18 protein-coding genes are annotated in these 19,267 nt (G+C 70.4%); 6 read left to right on the plus strand and 12 right to left on the minus strand.

Annotated features, from left to right (window positions below):
* The first annotated feature begins 64 nt into the window (after positions 1-64).
* Complete coding sequence (locus tag NBT67_RS15335) at positions 65-1,225, plus strand: lycopene cyclase domain-containing protein (RefSeq protein WP_251342636.1); 1,161 nt, start codon at positions 65-67, stop codon at positions 1,223-1,225.
* A 134-nt stretch (positions 1,226-1,359) separates the two neighbouring features.
* Here the strand turns inward: NBT67_RS15335 and NBT67_RS15340 are convergent, their stop codons facing one another.
* The 4 genes from NBT67_RS15340 to NBT67_RS15355 all read right to left on the minus strand — a co-directional run bounded on the left by NBT67_RS15340 (position 1,360) and on the right by NBT67_RS15355 (position 5,433).
* Complete coding sequence (locus tag NBT67_RS15340) at positions 1,360-1,647, minus strand: hypothetical protein (protein ID WP_251342637.1); 288 nt, start codon at positions 1,645-1,647, stop codon at positions 1,360-1,362.
* 274 nt (positions 1,648-1,921) lie between these two features.
* Positions 1,922-2,758 carry a hypothetical protein gene (locus NBT67_RS15345; RefSeq protein WP_251342638.1) on the minus strand — a complete coding sequence of 279 codons (837 nt, stop codon included), beginning with the start codon at positions 2,756-2,758 and terminating at the stop codon, positions 1,922-1,924.
* A gap of 205 nt (positions 2,759-2,963) precedes the next feature.
* On the minus strand, positions 2,964-4,718 hold the full coding sequence (gene ilvD / locus NBT67_RS15350) for a dihydroxy-acid dehydratase (protein WP_251342639.1): 1,755 nt from the start codon (positions 4,716-4,718) through the stop codon (positions 2,964-2,966).
* A gap of 49 nt (positions 4,719-4,767) precedes the next feature.
* Positions 4,768-5,433, minus strand: coding sequence for a MogA/MoaB family molybdenum cofactor biosynthesis protein (locus tag NBT67_RS15355; RefSeq protein WP_251342640.1), 666 nt, complete (start codon positions 5,431-5,433; stop codon positions 4,768-4,770).
* 93 nt (positions 5,434-5,526) lie between these two features.
* Here NBT67_RS15355 and NBT67_RS15360 point away from each other — a divergent pair, with 93 nt between their 5' ends.
* The 5 genes from NBT67_RS15360 to NBT67_RS15380 all read left to right on the plus strand — a co-directional run bounded on the left by NBT67_RS15360 (position 5,527) and on the right by NBT67_RS15380 (position 8,417).
* The gene (locus NBT67_RS15360) at positions 5,527-5,685 is read left to right on the plus strand and encodes a hypothetical protein (protein ID WP_251342641.1); all 159 of its coding nucleotides are present in this window, start codon (positions 5,527-5,529) and stop codon (positions 5,683-5,685) included.
* A 45-nt stretch (positions 5,686-5,730) separates the two neighbouring features.
* A complete protein-coding gene (locus NBT67_RS15365) occupies positions 5,731-6,771 on the plus strand; it encodes a zinc-binding dehydrogenase (protein WP_251342642.1) in 1,041 nt (346 codons plus the stop codon).
* Positions 6,761-7,060 (plus strand): DUF7977 family protein, encoded by a 300-nt coding sequence (locus NBT67_RS15370; RefSeq protein WP_251342643.1) that lies wholly within the window; start codon positions 6,761-6,763, stop codon positions 7,058-7,060. The genes NBT67_RS15365 and NBT67_RS15370 overlap by 11 nt, the downstream gene beginning before the upstream one ends.
* 70 nt (positions 7,061-7,130) lie before the next feature.
* On the plus strand, positions 7,131-7,487 hold the full coding sequence (locus tag NBT67_RS15375) for a DUF5802 family protein (RefSeq protein WP_251342644.1): 357 nt from the start codon (positions 7,131-7,133) through the stop codon (positions 7,485-7,487).
* A gap of 39 nt (positions 7,488-7,526) precedes the next feature.
* Complete coding sequence (locus tag NBT67_RS15380) at positions 7,527-8,417, plus strand: Vms1/Ankzf1 family peptidyl-tRNA hydrolase (protein ID WP_251342645.1); 891 nt, start codon at positions 7,527-7,529, stop codon at positions 8,415-8,417.
* On the opposite strand, the gene NBT67_RS15385 is transcribed toward NBT67_RS15380, so the two are convergent.
* The 8 genes from NBT67_RS15385 to NBT67_RS15420 form a co-directional block, all read right to left on the minus strand.
* Positions 8,392-10,473 carry a DUF7846 domain-containing protein gene (locus NBT67_RS15385; RefSeq protein ID WP_251342646.1) on the minus strand — a complete coding sequence of 694 codons (2,082 nt, stop codon included), beginning with the start codon at positions 10,471-10,473 and terminating at the stop codon, positions 8,392-8,394. The two genes, NBT67_RS15380 and NBT67_RS15385, sit on opposite strands and share 26 nt — an antisense overlap.
* Entirely contained in the window at positions 10,473-11,615 is a 1,143-nt protein-coding gene (locus NBT67_RS15390; RefSeq protein WP_251342647.1) for an ABC transporter ATP-binding protein, read from the minus strand. Before NBT67_RS15390 ends, NBT67_RS15385 begins: the two co-directional genes overlap by 1 nt.
* Complete coding sequence (locus tag NBT67_RS15395) at positions 11,605-11,835, minus strand: hypothetical protein (RefSeq protein WP_251342648.1); 231 nt, start codon at positions 11,833-11,835, stop codon at positions 11,605-11,607. Before NBT67_RS15395 ends, NBT67_RS15390 begins: the two co-directional genes overlap by 11 nt.
* Before the next feature lie 266 nt (positions 11,836-12,101).
* On the minus strand, positions 12,102-13,742 hold the full coding sequence (locus tag NBT67_RS15400) for a GMC family oxidoreductase (RefSeq protein ID WP_251342649.1): 1,641 nt from the start codon (positions 13,740-13,742) through the stop codon (positions 12,102-12,104).
* Positions 13,742-14,290 carry a gluconate 2-dehydrogenase subunit 3 family protein gene (locus NBT67_RS15405; protein WP_251342650.1) on the minus strand — a complete coding sequence of 183 codons (549 nt, stop codon included), beginning with the start codon at positions 14,288-14,290 and terminating at the stop codon, positions 13,742-13,744. The genes NBT67_RS15400 and NBT67_RS15405 overlap by 1 nt, the downstream gene beginning before the upstream one ends.
* Before the next feature lie 25 nt (positions 14,291-14,315).
* A complete protein-coding gene (locus NBT67_RS15410) occupies positions 14,316-16,331 on the minus strand; it encodes an ArnT family glycosyltransferase (RefSeq protein ID WP_251342651.1) in 2,016 nt (671 codons plus the stop codon).
* Positions 16,332-16,410: 79 nt separating this feature from the next.
* Positions 16,411-18,039: an ABC transporter permease gene (locus tag NBT67_RS15415; RefSeq protein ID WP_251342652.1), complete on the minus strand. Its 1,629-nt coding sequence runs from the start codon at positions 18,037-18,039 to the stop codon at positions 16,411-16,413.
* Positions 18,040-18,042: 3 nt separating this feature from the next.
* Entirely contained in the window at positions 18,043-19,230 is a 1,188-nt protein-coding gene (locus NBT67_RS15420; protein WP_251342653.1) for an extracellular solute-binding protein, read from the minus strand.
* Positions 19,231-19,267: the final 37 nt, after the last annotated feature.

The raw sequence follows: 19,267 nt of genomic DNA on the forward strand, positions 1-19,267 counted from the left end.
GGGGTCCGAAAAGGTCCCGGGACGGCCGGCAGTATATGGTGATGTGGCACATACCCACGGTGCCATGGCCATCGCCCGGCACGGCTCCGGCCCGCGAGCGACCCTCGACGCCGTCGTCTCGCAGATCCACCCCGTCTTCATGGCCCCGCCGCTCGCCGCCTCGGGGTTCGGGGCCGTCCTCGGCGGGGTCGGGTCGCCGGAACTGGCCGTCCTCCACCTCGGCGTCGCCTTCGCCGCCCTCTACACCGCCCACGTCAAGGACGGACTCGTCGACTTCCACCGCCGCGGCGAGGACGACGACCACCCGCTGACCCGGCGTGGCTGCCACCTCGCGCTCGCCGGATCGACGGCGCTGTTTTTCGCCGGCTGCATCGCCCTCGCGCTCCTCGTCGACCCCCTCGCGGCCCTCCTCGCCCTGCCGGGCTGGGTGGTCGCCGTCCTCCACGCGCCACAGTTGGACACCACCCCCCTCGGCGCGACGCTCGGCTATCCCGTCGGCATCGGCGTCGCCCTCCTCGGCGGCTACTACGTCCAGACCCGCACCCTCTCGACGGCCGCCGTCGCCTTCGCCGCCGTCTTCGTGACCGTCCTCGCGGGGATCAAGGTCGTCGACGACGCCACCGACTACGACTACGACCGCTCGGTCGAGAAGCGAACCGTGGCCGTCGTCCTCGGCCGCGAGGGCGCCCGCCGCGTCGCCGGCGCGCTGATGGGCGCGGGCATGGTCGCCGTCCTCGCGCTGTCGGCCACCGGCGTCGTTCCCCGCGGATCGGCGCTGGCCGTCCTCCCGTTCGTCGCCGTCGCCCTGATCGCCCGTCGGGCGGATCCCGAAACCGCGACGATGCTGCTCGTGCGCGCCTCCTACCTCTTTTTCGCCATGCTGGTCGTCGCCGTGTGGTTCCGGCCGCTCGCCGGCCTCCGGCTCCCCGACGTCACCGCCCTCGGTCCCTACACCTACCTCGCGACCGAGGTGCTGTGGGGGGTCGTCGCCGTCGCGCTGGTCGTCCGTGCCGACGCCGTGTGGGCCGCCGCGCGGACCGTCGCCGCCTGCTATCCGTTCGCGTACGTCTGGGACTGGTACACCCTGTCGGTCGGCGTGTTCTCGATTCCGATGCGGACCGGAATCGACCTGCTCGGAATCCCGCTGGAGGAGCACCTGTTCATGCTCGTGGTGCCGACGATGGTCGTCGGCGTCCACGAGACGCTGCGCGAGTTGGACGACTAGTCGCGCGTCGTGTCGGGCTACAGCACCGAACCGGCTCCCCCCGTCGCCGACCCGTCGAAACGGGTGTCCGGTGAGCGGTTTCGGCACACGGCGTCCACCCCCCGATGGCCTCCGGAGTCCGCACGCGAACTCGATCAGCCGTCGCCGGTTCCCGACCGCCACGTTTTCACGGCCTGTTTGCCGAACACCCACGTGGTTGCGACCCCGACGATAGTGATGTACACGCCTACTACGGCCGGATTTATGTTCGCGAACGCAAAGCCCCAGGTTTCGGATCCGCTGAGACCGACGTAGAATATGAGCGATCCCAACAGCAGCCACGCGAGGCCGTCGTCCGTGATACTGAACCGTCTGAACTTCTGCCTGAGGATGCCTTCCCCGCTCGGGTCGTCGCCCCTAGTTCGATCGGCTTCGTCTGACATGTTTTTCCATTGCATACGACGAATTATTAACTAGCGGGAACATGTCGGCCGCGTTCGTCGACCGTTCCGGGGTCCGCCGTTGTCCGGATCGCTCCGATGCCGCCTCGCGTTGCACCCGAGGATCACCTCCTCCGTCCGCGGGTCGCCCCCGCGCGACCGCTCGTCGCAACCGCTGGAGCAACGCATGGTTGCTCGCGTCGCGCCGGGACCCGTCGCCGCGTCCCCGTCGAGGGATGAGCGGCGTCGCCGGGACGAACGGGCGACGCCCGTCGGGTCAGTCCGCTCCGACGACGCGCACCCGTCCCTCCCGACTCCCGCCAGTCCAGACCAACTCGTAGGTGACGTCGGGGTCGCCGTCGCCGACGGACTCGGACAGCGACTCCTCGACGAGCGTGAGTTCCTCCCCACCGACCGTCCACGATTCGGAGTCGCCGGGCGCCACCCGACGGGAGACGACCGTGACGGGGCGATGCGGCAGCCACCCCGTCGCGTTGATCGCACCGACGAATCGACCGGCGTGCTCGCCCTCGTTGCGGACGGTGACCTCGAACGTCGAGCGACCGTCGAGGGGGACGGTCTCCGGAACGGTCCACCCCGTCATCGAGAGCGGCGGCGACGCCGCGGCCAGTCGCGCCCGCAGGGTCTCGTCCGGTCGCCACTCCCCGCCCGGCCAGACGAGGGCGGCGTCGCCCGCGTCGCCGGTCGCGGGCAACTCGAAGGCGACCCAGCCGGCCCCGTTCTCGGCGGCGTACTGGTCGCCTCCCTCGGACTGGCGCGCCGGGATGCGGTCCCACGTCCTCGGCGCGTACTCGGTCCCGTCGAACCGAAAGGAAAGCGCCGACCGCGAGGGCGCCGTCCCGGAGGCCACGGACACGGCCAGCACGAGGTACTGGCGGTCGCCCCCCGAGACCAACTCGTAGTGATCGGTGTCCAGTTCGACGAGTGCCGGCCCGAGCGCGTCGAGTTCGACCGCCAACTCCGCGTCGGACGCCGTCGGGGTCGGCGTCGCCGTGGTCCCGCCCGTCGGCGCGTCGCTCTCTCGCCTCGAGGAACAGCCGGCGAGTCCGGCGAGTCCGGACCCACAGAGGGCGAGCACTGCTCGTCGATGCATGTCGCCTCCTCGCTCCCGGCGCCGTGTATGCTTTGGGTCGCCCGCTGTCACACCCCCGCCGATTCGACGCGTCGTCGCCGCCGAGGGTGGGACGACCCCGAGGTCGCTCCCGTGGGTCGCGACCGCTCGTCGCAAAAGCTGGAGCAAAAGCTGGAGCAAAACGCCCTGCTGGCTCGCTGCGCTCGCCAGCAGTCCTCTCCCCGCCTCACTCCCGCTTCGCGCCGGGATCCGTCACCGCGCCGTTGGACGCGGAGTCGAACATCGCGCCGTACTTCGCGAGGACGCCCGCGGTGTAGTTCGGTTCGGGGTCGTGATCCGCCAGGCGCTCCTCGATCTCCTCGTCGGTCAGGTCCACGGAGAGTTCGAGGTCGTCGACGTCGATGGTCACCACGTCGCCGTCCTCGAGGGCGGCGATTGGGCCGCCGACGAACGCCTCGGGGGCGACGTGTCCGATCGAGAACCCGCGGGTCGCGCCGGAGAACCGCCCGTCGGTGAAGAGCGCGACGTCCTCGGCGTGGCCCTGGCCGGCGACGGCGGAGGTGACGCCGAGCATCTCGCGCATGCCGGGGCCGCCGCGCGGCCCCTCGTTCCGAATGCAGATGACGTCGCCGGACTCGACGTGGCCCTCCTGGACGTACTCCATGGCGTTCTCCTCGACGTCGAAGACCCGAACCGGCCCCTCGTGGTGGAGGTGGTCCTCGCCGGTGATCTTGATGACCGCGCCCCCGGGGGCGAGGTTGCCGGTGAGGATGCGGATGGCGCCGCGCTCGTGGATCGGGTCGTCGACGGTGTGCAGGAAGTCGGCGTCCAGTTCGGAGACGGCGGGCGGGTCGTAGCGTTCGACCGCCTCGGCGATGGTCTCACCCGTCACGGTGAGCGCGTCGCCGTGGAGCAGGTCGGCCTCCAGCAGTTCCCGCAGGACGACCGGCACGCCGCCGACCTCGTGGAGGTCGTTCATCACCCGCTCGCCGCCGGGCTGGAGGTTGGCGATCTTGGGCGTCCGGGCGCTGATGCGGTTGAAGTCCTCGATGTCGAGGTCGACGCCGGCCTCGGCCGCCATCGCCAGCAGGTGGAGGACGGCGTTGGTCGACCCGCCGACGGCGACCTGGAGCGCGATGGCGTTCTCGAAGGACTCCTGCGAGAGGAAATCGGAGGGCTTGCGGCGCTCCTCGATCACGTCGACGACGAGTTCGCCCGTCTCGCGGGCCACCTCGTAGCGGGCCTCGTCCTCGGCGGGCGGGGAGGCGGAGCCGAGCGGCGAGAACCCGATGGCCTCGCTGATCGACGCCATCGTGTTGGCGGTGAACATCCCGCCGCACGATCCGGCGCCGGGGCAAGCGCTCCGTTCGAGGTCGTCGAGTTCCTCGTCGGTCATGTCGCCCTCGGCGACGGCGCCGACGCCCTCGAAGACGTTCTGGATGGTGACCTCGCGGCCGTCGTGTTCGCCGGGCATGATCGACCCGCCGTAGAGGAACACGGAGGGCAGATCGGTCCGGATGGCGGCCATCATCATCCCGGGCATGTTCTTGTCACACCCGCCGATGGTGACGAGGGCGTCCATGCGCTCCCCGAAGGAGACGAGTTCGACCGAGTCCGCGATCACCTCGCGGGAGATCAGCGAGGACTTCATCCCCTCGGTCCCCATCGAGATGGCGTCGGAGATGGTGATGGTGCCGAACTCGATGGGCATGCCACCCGCCTCGTCGATGCCGTCGATGGTCGCCTCGGCCACCTCGTCGAGGTGGACGTTACACGGCGTCACGTCCGCCGCGGGGTTGGGGACGCCCACCATCGGCGATTCGAGGTCCTCGTCGTCGAAGCCCATCGCGCGAAACATCGACCGGTGAGGGGCGCGGTCCCGCCCCTCGGTCACCTCGCTGCTGCGGAGGTCGGGATCCTTGCTTCCGGCGTAGGGTTCCTCCGACTCGGACTCCGCTCGCTCCGGTTCCTGTTGACTCATGTCTCGTCTCTACTCTCTCGGGGTGTTAAAACCCTGCCGACGGGTCCGGTCACGCCTCGTCCCGACTCGCCAGCCCCGACAGGTGGCCCGCCTCGGGGACGACGACCTCCTCGGCGCCGAGCGTCGCGGCGTTCTCGCTGCCCGGCAGACAGAACACCGGCGTCCCGTCGACGACGCCGGCGACGGCCCGCGTCCCCACGACCTTCGTCCCGATCTCGTCGTAGGAGAGCCGCCGGAACAGTTCGCCGAACCCGGGGAGGCGCTTCTCGAACAGCGGTTCGGCCGCCTCGACGGTCACGTCGTCGGGCGTCACGCCCGTCCCGCCCGTGCTGACGACGACGTCGACGTCGCCCCGGCCCGCGAGGTTCTTCAGCGAGGCCTGCACGCGGTCGTAGTCGTCCCCGACGAGTTCCCGGGTGACGACGCCGTGGCCCGCGTCCTCGAACGCGGCGGCGATGGCGTCGCCCGCCGGGTCGTCGTCGAGGGTCCGCGAGGTGGAGACCGTCAGGACCGCGGCGCCGAGGGTCTCGACGTCGTGGTGGTGATGCTCGTGGTCGTGACCCTCGTCGTCGTGATCGTGGTCGTGATCCCCGTCGTCGTGATGCTCGTGGTCGTGATCCCCGTCGTCGTGATGCTCGTGGTCGTGATTCCCGTCGTCGTGATGCTCGTGGTCGTGATCCCCGTCGTCGTGATCGTGGTCGTGATCGTCGGCCATACGCGGGCGTTCGGGAGCCGTCCACAAAAGCCGTCCCCGATCCGTCCGGTCGGGCGAGTAACACCTTTGGAACCGCGCGCCGTAGTCGCGCGTATGGTCGACGACCCCACCACCGCGACCCGCGTCACGTGTTACGAGTGTGGCTTCGCGGCGCCGGCCGGGAGCGACGAGTGGGAGACCGCGACCCACCCGTCGCTGGGGGTACTCACTCGCTGTCCCGAGTGTGGCAGCACGAACACGACCGGCGGCTGACCCCCGAACCACAGCGTTTTGTCGGTCGCCGTGATTCCATCCGATATGCAAGCGGTCCACTTCACGGAACACGGCGATCCCGACGTGATCGAGTACGGCGAGGTCCCCGACCCCGAGGTCGGCCGGGACGAGGTGCGCGTGGACGTGAAGGCCGGCGCGCTCAACCACCTCGACGTGTGGACCCGGCGGGGACTGCCGGGGATCGACCTCGAGTTCCCGCACGTCCCCGGAAGCGACGCCGCGGGCGTCGTCCGGGAGGTCGGCCCGGACGTGACCAGGTTCGACCCCGGCGACCGCGTGACCGTCACCGCGGGCGTCGCCTGCGGCGACTGCGAGTTCTGCCGCCGCGGCGACCCCTCGATGTGCGTCTCCTTTCACATCCTCGGCGAACACGTCCCCGGCGTCCACGCCGAGGAGATCGCCGTCCCCGAGGACAACCTCGTGCCCGTCCCCGAGGGCGTCGACTGGACGGTCGCGGGGTCGGCCTCGCTCGTCTTCGGCACCGCGTGGCGGATGCTGGTCGACCGCGCCGACCTCGGCCCCGGCGAGTCCGTCCTCGTCCTCGGCGCCTCGGGCGGCGTCGGCCACGCCGCCGTGGGGATCGCCGACTACCTCGGCGCCGAGGTGATCGCCACCGCCAGCAGCGACGCGAAACTCGCGGCCGCGGCCGACCTCGGCGCGGATCACACCGTCGACTACACCGCCACGGACTTCCCCAGCGAGGTGCGGGCACTGACCGACGGGCGCGGGGTCGACGTCGTCGTCGACCACGTCGGCGCCGAGACGTGGCGCGACTCGCTGAAGAGCCTCGCGAAGGGCGGCCGACTGGTCACCTGCGGCGCCACGACCGGCCCCAACCCCGAGACGGACATCAACCGCATCTTCTGGAACCAACTGGAGGTGATCGGGTCGACGATGGCGACGCCCGGGCAGGTCGACGACGCCCTCGAACTCGTCTGGGAGGGGGCCTTCGAACCCCGGATCCGCGAGGTGGTGCCCATGAGCGAGGCCGCCCGCGCCCACGAACTCCTGGAGAACCGCGAGGGGTTCGGCAAGGTCGTGGTCGTCCCGGACAGTGAGTACTGACGGTGACGGCGACGGCGACGCCGTCGTCGATCCGGACGGCGACGGACGCGTGCGACGACGCGGGAGCGGCCGCCCCGACGACGAACCCGCCGACCTCGGCTGGGCTGGGTGGGTGCTGATCGCGGCCGTCGTCGTCGCCGTCCTCGTGATCCCCGCGGCGGTCTACCTCTGGCCGGCCGGCGGGAGCGTCCTCGGCGCCCACTACCGGACGGCCATGCTCGTTCTCCCCATGATCCCGGCGGTCGTCCTCGGGTTCGTCGCCGTCTGGTCGATGAAGGACCGACGCTGAGCGGGCGGTTCGTGATAAGTCCTGCCGACAAGACTTATGCCGTGTCGTGTGGTACCGTGTACCGAACCGCATGTTCGAAGAGTTCTCCGCCGGCTACTACCTCGGACGGCTGTACGTCCAGCCCCACGACGGCGAGCACGCCGTCATCCACCGGACGGACCACGAACGGATGAACGAACGCCTCTACGCCACGGGCGAGGGCGTCGAACGCCTCGACGCACCGCTCGTGATGAAACTGGACGGCCGCCACTTCCCGGTGGTCGGCGAGGAGGGCGTCCCCTCCGGCACGCTCGGCCTCCCCCCGAGCGTCACCAACACCGACCTCCCGGACCGGTGCGAGGTGTTCCTGGCCAAACCCGACCGCGCCGCCGAACTCCTGCGCTATTCGGGGTACGACCCCGGCGGCGTGGCGGACGAGGCCGTCTGAGCCGCAGAGTAGAAGGCCCCCGCGCTCGCTCGTGTGTCCATGCTCGACTCGTTGCTCGGGCGGGCCGAACTGAAGGCGCGCATCGAGGAACTCGAAGAGGAAAAGCGGCACCTCGAACGTCGACTCGACGCCGAGAGCGACCGCCGCGCCGACGCCGTGACCGCCCGACAGGAGGCCGAGGAGCGCGTGAATCGCCTCGAGGACCGGGTCGCGGACCTGGAGGGACGGCTCGACGACGGCGACGCCGACGCGGGCGCCACCCTCGCCCCGCGCGGGACGACCGACCTCCGCGGCGACAGACTGGACGAGGTACTCGCCCGCCTCCGGAGCGTCGAGACCGGGTCGGAGGGCGCGCTGACCGCGATGGTCGGCGAGTCGGTCCCCGACGCCGTCGCCGACGCCCTCGGCGACCGGGCCCCCCTCGTCGACCGCGCCGCCCCCTGTCTCGTCTGTACCGACGACGCGGGCCTCGTGAGCGTCGCCCTCGCCCCGCCGCTCGCGCCCGCACCCTTCGTCGAGTGGGGCGACGGCTTCCGCCTCGATTCCGACTGGTTCCACCCCCCGGACGGCCTCACCGTCGCGCTGGTGCGTTCGGACCTGTTCGCGGTCGGGCGCTACGACGGCGGCGCCCTCGTGGACGTGGAGACGGTCGAGACGGACGTGCAGGGCAGCCACTCCAAGGGGGGCTTCTCGCAGGCGCGGTTCGAGCGCCGCCGCGACGAACAGGTCGCCGCCCACCTCGAGGACTGCCGGGACGCCCTCGACGCCCGGGACCCGGACTCGCTCGTCCTCCTCGGCGAGCGGACCGTCCTCGACGACCTGGATCGCGAGGCCAGCGCCGTCGCGGCCGTGGACGCGACCGGCGAGCCCGAGGCGGCCCTCCACGACGCCGTCGACGACTTCTTCACGACTCGGCTGACGCTGCTGTAGCCCTCCCGCTCGCTTCCGTCTCGAGGCTCACGCCGAGGACGTAGTCGCCGTCCGGGCCGACGTACGTCCCCTCCCGCCCGCAGTCGGTGGCGTCCACACAGATCCGCGCCTCGGGCGGCCAGATCACCCGGACGCCGTCGCCGGTTCGCTCGACGCTCGCGGTCTGTCGGTAGGTGACGGTCCGTCCCTGCGGCTCCACGAACGTGACCAAGAGGGTCACCTCGGTGATCCCCGCGGGGAGCCGCGCGGCCCCGGCGTCGCCGTGGCTCGTCACCGCCACGCCGTCGGCGCCGACCGTCCAGTCGACGGTGACGGGTCCGTCGACTCGGCCCACCTCGTACCGGACGGTCTCCGCCTCGGTGACGACGCTCGCCCGCGCCCGGGTGGCCTGCGCGGGCACGCCGAGGGTCGTCGTCGCCGTCACGCGCGCGCCGCGCTCGACCGACAGCGGGGTGAGCACGGGGTCGACCGACGTCTCCGCGCCGGTCCACTCCCCACGATACGTGAACCGATAGGGGCGCCGGTCGCCCGTCGCGTCGAGGGCGTGGAACCGCTCCACGTCGCCCTCGTTGATGACGTACACCGCGTCGCCGCCGAACCCGGGGTCGTTGCGGAGGTACTGGAACGGGTGGTTGAGCCAGTCGCCGTACGGATCGGGCAGGAAGACGACGGCGTTCTCCAGCGACCGCTGCTCGAACGGTTCGTACGTCGCGGCGAGGTTCTCGGTTCGGAGGCGGTTCTCGTCGTACGGCTCGGCGACGGCGCCGGCGCCAGCCACGCCGACCACGCCGACGCCAGCGAGGAGGGCGACGGCGAGGACGGCCCGCCGCTGTTGCCCGTCGAGTCGGCCGGTCGCCGCCCGGAGGCGCCGCCAGCAGACGAGCGCTCCCGCGGCGCCGAACGCCGAGAGCGGGAGGAGGAGGTCGAAGTGGTAGTACGGGCCGAGCAGGCCGATCAGGCCGCTGTTCAGCCCGTTGAGCGTCCCCCAGAAGTAGGCGTTGCCGAGGACGACGCTGGGCACGAGGCCGGCGACGACGACGCGGAGGGCGGGCGCCGACAGGGTGGGATCCGCGATCACCTCGCGGTCGGTCGGGAGGTCGGCGAGGCCGACGAGGGCGAGGATGGTGCCAACCGGCCCGGCGACGGTCCACTCCGCGGTCAGCGTCCCCAGGAGCCTGGCGGTCGTCTCGGCGGCGAGCGCCGGCGTGTACGTCCGTTCGTACCCCAGCAGTTCGTGGTGACCGAAGCCGATGCCGTCGTCCGGCCCGAACGCCTTGTAGGGAAAGAGAAGCGGGTCGCCGGTCACCACGGCGTTGTACGCGAGGGCGAGGCCGACGCCGGTCAGTCCGAGGCCGGCGACGGCGAGCAGGCGGGTGAGCGTCGGCCGGAACCGGTCCGACCCCCGCGTCCACCACAGCGACCCGAGCGCGTGGGCGACGAACGGCGCCGCGAAGAGGACGGCGGTGTAGGGGCGGGCGAAGAAGGCGAGGCCGATGGCCGCGCCGGCGACGGCGCCCCACCGCGGCGAGTCGCGGCGCATCGTCCGGACGTACGCGAGCGCGAAGGCGAGGTTGCACAGCGTCGTCGGGGCGTAGGGGAGGAAGACGGCGGAGATGAAGAGATACAGGGGGGTGCCGATCAGGGCGAGGACGGCGAGCAGTCCGGTTCGGCGGTCGAAGGCGGCGACCGCGAGTGCGTACACGAGCCCGGCGTTGCCGGCGGCGACGAGGCCGAGCGCGAGGTTCGCGTCGCCGAGTACCTTCCCGACCGCGAACACGCCCGCGGCGACGGGTGCGTACTTCGGGTAGTAGCGGAGGTCGGCGCCGGCGGTGTCGGCCACGAAGAACCAGGGCCGCACCAGCGCGTCGAGTTCGCCCGGATAGAGGAAGAGCTGTCCCTCCAGCAGCATCGCGGCCTGCGTGAGGTAGACGGCCTCGTCGTCGTTGACGGAGTGGTACGGAAAGAGATCGATCGCCAGCCAGTAGACGACGAGGCCACAGAGGGCGACGAGGACGGTTGCCAGGAGTCGGTCGCGTCGGGGCCGCGTGACCGACACTATTCGGCCGCGTCGTCGGGTCGCTGGTCGCTCGGGAACCACGCGAGGTCGTGATCGGCGTCGAGTTCGATCCGGACCGAGCAGTCGAGCGGGATGGTCTCGTCGTGGTTGTGCATACACTGGACGGTCGTGTCGTCGTCGAGGCGAACCTCGTAGAGGATGGTCGGTCCGAGGTAGCGCCGCGAGACGACGCGGCCGTCGCCCTCGCCGTCGGTGGGCACGGCTCGGATGTCGTCCGGCCTGACGAGCACGTCGATGCGGGTTCGGTCGTACGTGCTCGCCAGCCCGTTGATCTGGTCGCGCGGGATCGGACCGAGCCCCGTCGTCACCTCGCCGCCGTGGACGTAGCCGGGGAGGAAGCTCGCGTGCCCGAGGAAGCCGGCGACGAAGCGGGATGTGGGCTGCTGGAACACCTGCTCGGGGTCGCCGACCTGTTCGATCCGCCCGTCGTTCATGACGGCCACGCGGTCGGAGATGGACAGTGCCTCCTCCTGGTCGTGCGTGACGGAGACGGCGGTCACGCCCGTCTCTTTGATGATGCGTCGGACCTCCTCGCGCATCTCGACCCGCAGATCCACGTCGAGGTTCGAGAACGGCTCGTCGAGCAGGAGCACGTCCGGTTCGGGCGCCAGCGAGCGGGCGAGCGCCACCCGCTGTTGCTGGCCGCCGGAGAGTTCGTCGGGGTAGGAGTCGCGCTGGGCCTCCAGCCCCACGAGGTCGAGCAGTTCGTCGATCCGCGCCTCGCGGGCGCCGTCGTCCCAGTCGTCGATGCCGAACGCGACGTTCTCGGCGGTGGTGAGATGCGGGAAGAGCGCGAACTCCTGAAAGACGACGCCCACGCCGCGGCTCTCGGGGTCGACGAATCGGTCGGGGCCCGAGACGGTCGTCCCGTCGAGCGCGACTTCGCCCACGTTCGGGCGTTCGAGCCCCGCGATGAGGCGGAGCGTCGTCGTCTTGCCACAGCCGCTTGGGCCGAGCAGGGTGAGGATCTCGCCGTCGTGGACCGAGAGCGACAGCTCCTCGATGACCCGCTCGGACCCGTAGGACTTCGAGACGTCGTCCAGTTCGAGGACCGGCGTTCCGTTCTCGTCCAGCGGCCGATCCGTCGTCTCCTCCGTCGCGTGTATCGTGCTATTTGACATCGTATCCCTCCTGTGAGAGGCTGACCGGCGTCGAGAACGCGGGGACGCCGTGGGGAACGGTCGCCGCCACGTGGCCGTAGCCGTCCGCCGCCGCCCGGACGTGGGCGACGAGCGCGGCTCGGAGCAGCCACACCAGCGGCGGTCGGATGGCGTCGACGGGCCCGCTCGCTACCGTCGTCGGGCGCGGTCGGTCGTCGATGGTGGGGTGGTCGGTGGCCATGGGGTCTCGGAGCGTTCCGACGTTCCTGGGTGGGATCGTCCCTTCCGGAGTCGTCCGTCGAGTGACGTGTAGATCCTCGGGTGGGTTCAATTCATCGATCGTCGGCAGGACGGGTGATCCGATCCTCGGATCCGGCGGACGCCCCCCGCGGGTGGGTTTCGAAGGCGACGCGCTCGTCCCGAGTCCGCGGCGGGTCGGACCGCCGGGTCGACGGCCCGATCGGCGCACGCACCGCCGGCGCGTCCGGGATCGACGGGGCGGAGACATCACAGCACCTCGTCGACGTGATCCGCCACCTTGAGCGCGAGGGCTGCGATCGTGAGGGTGGGATTCATCGCGCCGCCGGTGACGAAGACGCTACTCCCGGCGATCCAGAGGTTGTCGAGGTCGTGGGTTCGCATCCGGGGCGAGACGACGCTCTCGTCGGGATCCGTCCCCATCCGTGTGGTCCCCATGTGGTGGAAGGCGGGACCGGTCGCCTCGGGGCCGACCTGCCACGTGATCTCGACGCCCAGTTCGGACAGGATCGCCTCCTGAATCTCGTTTGCGCGCCGGAGCGACCGCTCGGTCGCCTCGTCGATCCCCCAGTTGATCTCGGGGACGGGGTTCCCGTGATCGTCCGTCGTCGACGGATCCAGGCCGACGTAGTTCCCCTTTCGGGGACGTTGGCCGACGAGGCCGCCCATCGCGATGCTGTTCCCGTAGCCGTCACGGAGCGACGCGAGGAGGTCGTCGCCGAACTCCTCGCTCCCGAGCGCCATCTCGACCGGCGACGGGCCGGCGTAGTTGAAGAACTCCAGTTTGAGCGGCGTGAACGCGGCCCGGTCGCCCTCGGCCCGCGGGATTCCCTCCTCGGTGCCCTCGGTCGGATCGTCGTAGAACTGGTGGGTTTCGCTCGTGAGAAACCCGACGTGGTTCTGGCGGGTCCGCTCGTCGACGACGCCGCCGGTGCCCGCGAACAGGTGGTCCATGAGGTACTTGCCGACGAGTCCGCTGGAGTTGGCGAGGCCGTCCGGGTAGGCGTCAGACGTCGAGAGCAGGAGCAGCCGCGGCGTCTCGACGCCGCCGCAGGCCACGACGAACTGGCGTGCCGTCTGTCGGTGGGTCTCGCCGTCGGGCGTGGCGTACACCGCCGCCTCGACCGTCTCCCCCGCTCTGTCGTGTTCGAGACGCTGGACCGGAACCCGATCCAGAATTCGCGCCCCCGCCTCCCTCGCGTCGTCGACGGTGCGGGTCGCGTCGTACTTCGCGCCGGACGGACAGACCGGCTTGCACGTCCCGTAGCCGACACATTGTGACTCCCCGTCGTACGGTTCCGAGTTGCGAGCGTTCGGGACCGAGTGCATGGCGACGCCGAGCCGTTCGCACGCGTCGGCGAAGATGGAGTCGCTGTACGACGGCGGGAACGCGGGCATGGGATGTGGTCGCTCGCGTGGCGGTGCGAAGGGGTTGTCCGACGCACCCGCGACGCCGAGGGCCTCCTCCGCGCGGGCGTAGTAGGGTCGGAGGTCCTCGTAGTCGATCGGCCAGTCGGACGCGACGCCGTACCGCGACCGCGTTTCGAAATCCCCCTCGTGGAGGCGCATCACCATCCCCTGCCAGTGGAGCGTCGTGCCACCCACACCCTTGACGCGCGCCCGGTTGAGCGGATAGAACCGCTCGCCCGTCGAGGAGTACGCGTCCCGTTCGCCGCCCATGTTCCAGACCGACAGCGGGCCGTGAGCCGGGCGGATCGCCCGCTCCATCCGTTCGAGCCGTTCGTCGGCGTCGAACCGCTCGCCGGCCTCCAGCACGACGACGTCGTGCCCGCGCTCGGCGAGCGTGTGTGCGACCAGTGCCCCCGCCGGCCCGGCGCCGACGACGCAGACGTCGACCCGCTCGGAGGGCGTCCGATCGCGGTCCGCCATCACGGCTGTGGCCCCCGCTGGTAACTTGCGAGCCCGCCGGGGTGTCCCTGCGGGTTCTCTATGCCGACCAGCTCGCCGCCGGTCGGGGACGCGTACAGGGCGAACAGCAGTTCGTTGACGACGTAGTAGCGAACCCGTTCGACGTCGGACCCCTCCGGGTCGGGGTCGGTGGTGTCGACGTTCATCCGTCGGAGCGCCTCCTCGCGATCCGACCGATCGAGAGCCGCGAACCCCTCGCCGTACCACGCCTCCGCGTACTCGTCGAGATACCCGGTCGCGTCCACGACACCCGCCACGTGGCCCGGCTCGTCCTCGGCCCGCCCCCGAACGTATCGGCCGACGAACGCGTCGACGTTCTCGACCGCCGACGGATAGAGAACCTCCGCGGCGGCGACCAGCGTCGCCAGCTCGTCGTCGGTGACGGGCCGGTCGGCGTCGTCGCCCGACCCGCCCCGCTCGTCGTCCGACGACCGAAGGACCGCACCACCGCCCACGGCGACGCCGGCGGCCGCCAGCGCCGCGAGCGCATCGCGTCGAGTCAATCTCATTGGCGTGGATTAGGTCAACCTAAACTTAGGGGTTGGGTTCGCCGGCGACCAGTTCGCTCCGGACGAAGACGCCGTCGGGGGCCGACGACGGAATGTACGCTGCCGCGCCGCCACAGGCGCGGGCGTTGCGACAGCGCTCGATTCTGGGCGTGAGCGCACGGACGGTCCCGTCGGCGGCCTCCACGGGGAGGTCGAGTCGGTACGCGAACCCGCCGCCGGGTCCGTAGTCGACGAACACGGTCAGTCGAACGTCGTCCCGACCGTCGACCGCGACGGTTTCGTTCTCCACCGGACGGACGTCGCCCGCGACGTGGATCCGTCCGTCCTCGATCGAGAGGTTCACGGCGAGGCTGTCGGTGACGTTCGGCGCGACGTAGTAGACGCTGCCCTCGTCGGTCGCGATGCGAGCCGTGACGCCGATCGCCCCGTCGGGGATGCCGACGGCGGTATCGAGGCGAACGCTCCCCCCGGAGACGTCACGGACTCGCTGCAGGCGAGCGTCCTCCGGCGATCCCGCGTACGGCGCCCAGCCCCCGCGATAGACGTAGCGGTACGCGCGTCGGTCGGGGAACTCGTCCACCACTGCGAAGGGTTCGTCGTCGATGGCGTAGACGGTGCGGCCGTCGAACCCGGGGTCGTTTCGCAGCGGTTGGAACGGGTGGTTGAGCCAGTCGCCGTAGGGGTCCGGCAGGAGGACCAGGGAGTTCCGCGGCGGGCCCGCCTCGAACGGTTCGTACACGTCCTCGTAGGTGTCGGTCGCCTCCATGTTCTCCGCGATCCGCTCGTCGAGGTCGTTCGCCGTGACCGATCCGACCGCCCCCGCACTCACGACCAGGACGAGGACGAACGCCGTGCGGGCCAGCCGCCGATCCACCCGCTCGTCGAGAGCGCGATGGAGCAGACGGCCACCCCAGAGTATCCCCGCGGCCGCGAACGCCGCCGTCGGCAGGAGCAGATCGAAGTGATAGTACGGGCCGAACGCCGACACGAGACCGTCCCCGGCCCTGTCGATGTCGCCCAGGATGTTGAAGTTCCCCCAGAAGTAGACGTTACCGGCGACGATCGAGACGAACAGCCCGCCGATCACCCCCTCACGGGCCGAGGGGCGGCGGTGAACCGTGCGGGCGATCCCGAGGACCGCGAGTGCGGCTCCCAGCGCCCCCCCGGCGATCCACTCCGTGAAGAAGAGTTCGACGACTTTGCCGTTCGCTCGCATCGCCAGCTCCGGGGTGTAGTGGATCTCGTGTGCGAGGATCTCCCGGTGACCGAAGCCCAGCCCGTCGCGCGGGGCGAACGCCTCGTACGGGAACAGCCACGCCGACCCCGTTACGAGGGCGTTGTATCCGAGCGTCGTTCCGACGCCGGCCAGTCCGAGCGCCGCGACGATGGCCTGCCGCTCCAGCGCCCCCTGCCAGTCCCGGTAGAGTGACCACAGTGCGTGACAGACGAACGGCGCCGCGAACAGGACGGCCGTGTAGGGGCGGGCGAAGAAGGCGAGTCCCACGGCCGTGCCGGCGACGGCAGCCCACCGACGGTCGCCGGTTCGGTCGGCGCGGAGATAGCCGTACGCGAACCCGAGGTTCAGGAGCGTCGTCGGTGCGTACGGGAGGAACACCGACGAGTCGACGAGAAAGAGCGGCGACGCGAGGACGAACCCGCCGGCCACCAGCCCGGTCGGCCGGTCGAAGACCTCGTCGACGACCGCGACGACGAGCGCGAGATTGGCTGCCGCGATCCCGACGAGCGCCAACCGGTACCCGCCGACCAGCCGACCCAGCGCGAACATCGCGGCGGGGACCGGCGTGTATTTCGGATACAGTCGGTCGCCGTTCTCGACGAAGAACCAGGGCCTGAAGGCGCCCTCCAGGGGCGGCCGGAGGTTCAACTGCCCCTCGAGGAGCATCGCGGCCTGCTGGAGGTACACCCCCTCGTCGTGATTCAGCGAATGGTACGGGAACACCTGCGTGGAGACGATCCACACGGCCGCCGCACCGGCGAGGGCGACTGCCGCGGCGGCGAGGGTGTAGGTCCGACGGCGCATCTCAGTCCCCCGCGACCCCCGTCTCGGGGCCGTGATCGAGCGTCGCCTGCCGTCGTGTCGTGGCGTCGGTCATCGTGCGTTACTGGTCGGACTTCCGACCACCCTCCTGTGCCAGGATGACCGCCATCGAGAGCCCGGACACGACGACCAACACGAGCGCCGGCACGGCCGCCTGCCCGTACAGCCCCGCCTCCTGCACGCGCCAGATGTAGGTGACGAGCGTGTCGAACCGGAGCGGACGGAGGATGAGGGTCGCCGGTAGCTCCTTCATGGTCGTGAGGAAGACCAGCGCCGCCCCGGTCGCGATTCCCGGCAGGACCAGCGGCAACGTTATCGACCGGAAGGCGGCCAGCCGCGACCGGCCGAGCGTGCGCGCCGCTTCGACCAGCCCGCGGTCAACCTGCATGCGTGACGTCCGTATCGGCCCGATGGCCTGTGGCATGAACCGGACGACGTAGGCGAACACGAGCAGCGGGATCGTCTTGTACAGCGCCGGGACCACGTCGAGGCTGAAGCTCACGAGCGCGATCGCGAGGACGATCCCCGGGGTGGCATAGCCCACGTACGGTGCCCGGTCCGCGACGGTCGCGACGACGGACTCGGAGACCGCCGACCGGAGCGCGATCGGGAGCGCGACGAGGATCGCCCCACCGGCCGCGAGCAGCGACACGTACACCGAGTTCCACCCGTAGGACCACGAGAACGACATGGAGCCGGTCGCGTATCCGGGGCCGGTTCGCAGGAACCACATCCCGAAGATGCCGATCGGGAGCAGGATGGCCACGGCACCGATTCCTGCCGGTAGCAGCGTCGCCGGGTACCGCCAGCGACCGAGGTCGAGGGTCGTCGCGCCCCGGTTCCCGCGGCTCTCGTAGGCACCCGACTCGTCGATGCCGATTCTGGACTCGATGGCCAGGATCACCGCCGTGACGGCGAAGAGCTGGAGCGACAGGAGCGCCGCGTAGTCCCGCATGAACGCGTTGTATCGGGCGTAGATGAACTGCGTGAACACTTCCACGCGCATGATGTTCGGGGTGCCGAAGTCGGAGAGCGTATAGAGAGCAACCAGCAGCGCGCCGGCGGTGATCCCCGGCGTGATCTGCGGGAGCGTGATGCGCTTGAACGCCTCCCATCGCCCGGCGTTGAGCGTGCGGGCCGCCTCGACGAGCGAGGCGTCAAGCGACAGGAGGGACGCTCGCGTCGTCAGAAAGACGTAGGGATACGTGTAGAGCGTGAGGACGACCGCGGCGCCGACGAATCCGTACACCGTCGGCAGCTTCGGCACGCCCAGTGGCGCCAGCGCGTTCGTGAGTGCCCCCCGCGGACCGAACGCCGAGACGGCGGCGAAGGCACCGAGATAGCTCGGAATGGCCAGCGGGAGCGCGATGACGACGGTCCAGAACCGCTGTAGCGGGAGCTTGGCCTGTACCGTGAGGACGGCGAGCGGAACGCCGACCACGACGCTCGCTCCGGTTACGACGGCGACCAGCGCGACGGTCCGCACCAGGACCCGCATCGTGGTCGGCGCGACCGTGAGGTCGATGGCTCGTGACCCGAGAGTGAACACGTCGACGACGAGCCATCCGAGCGGGAGGACGAGAGTGGCGGAGACGGCGGCCGCGAGCAGGGTCAGCCCCGTCCCTATCGACGTCGCTTCGTCCGCCGTGACACGCGAACCGAACGACGTGACCCACTCCCGGACCCGCATCGGTCACCCGAGTACGTCAGCCTCTCGCATGAGTTCGAGCGTCGGTTCGAGGTCCGACAGCTCCGAGAGGTCGATGTTCGGCGGATTCAGCTGATCGACCGTGGGCAGATCGCCCGGCGGTGCCACGCCGGAGATCATCGGATACGCGAAGCTGACGGTCGTGAAGAACTCCTGTGCCTCCGAGGAGAGCAGGTGGCGAACGAAGTTGTTGACCAGTTCGCCTTTCTCCGTCCCCTCGATTCGCAGTGCTCCGGCGACGTTGACGAGTGCCCCGGCGTCGTTTTCGGTGAACGCGAGGCCCAGGGGCGCGTCGGGGCGGCTGTTCTTGACGCGAAGGGCGTAGTAGTGGTTGGCGAAGCCCGCGGTGAGCGCACCGTCGGCGACCTGACTGGAGATGACGAACTCGTTCGGGTACTGCTCCGTTCCCGCCTCGCGCATCGAGACGAGCCACTCCCGGGCGGCGTCCTCGCCCCGGAGGAGTCGCATCGCGGTCACGAACGATTTGAAGGCCCCGTACGTCGGCGCCCAGCCCATCGTTCCGCGGAGCGCGTCCGTGTTCGGAATCTCCCGAACCTTGTTCGGGACGTCGCCCTCGCTCAGCTGCTCGGTGTTGTACGGGATGCTCCGTGCTCGCCCCGCGACGCCGACCCACGCGTTGTCCTCGCCCCGGAAGCCGCTCGGGACGGGCTCGACGACCTCGTCCGGGAGCGGTTCGTACGCGTCGTTGTCGGCAACGAACCCCAGCGAACTCGCGTCGATGGACCAGAAGACGTCGGCCTGCGGCGCTCCGGCCTCTACCTCCTCGACGACGGTCTGGGCCAGCGACGACGAGGAGGCGCTGCTGGCGAAGACCTGGAACTCGGGGTAGATCTCCTGCAGCATCTCGACGAACTCGTAGTAGATGCCGCCCTCTCCGCCGCCGATGTAGAGGTTCAGCGACCCGGACAGGTTCGGAAGCTCCTCGATCGAGGTCCCTCCGGGGGCGGACCGGCCCTCGACGAGCGCGCCCGAGCCCCGGAACGCGCTCAGCGCCGGAATCTCGACGTTCCCCGAGCCGTTCGTTCCTTCGGTTCCATCGCCACCGCCACCGCCACCTCCCAAGAGGCCCGAACAGCCGGCCAGACCGGCCGTCGAGCCAGCTGCGAGTGTTCCCAGCACCTGTCGTCGACTGAGGCGGGTGTCTCGCTCCATATGATTTAGGCCACCCTAAAACCACTTATATTTGCCG

This window comes from Haloplanus sp. GDY1 (genome assembly GCF_023703775.1).
GTDB lineage: Archaea > Halobacteriota > Halobacteria > Halobacteriales > Haloferacaceae > Haloplanus > Haloplanus halophilus.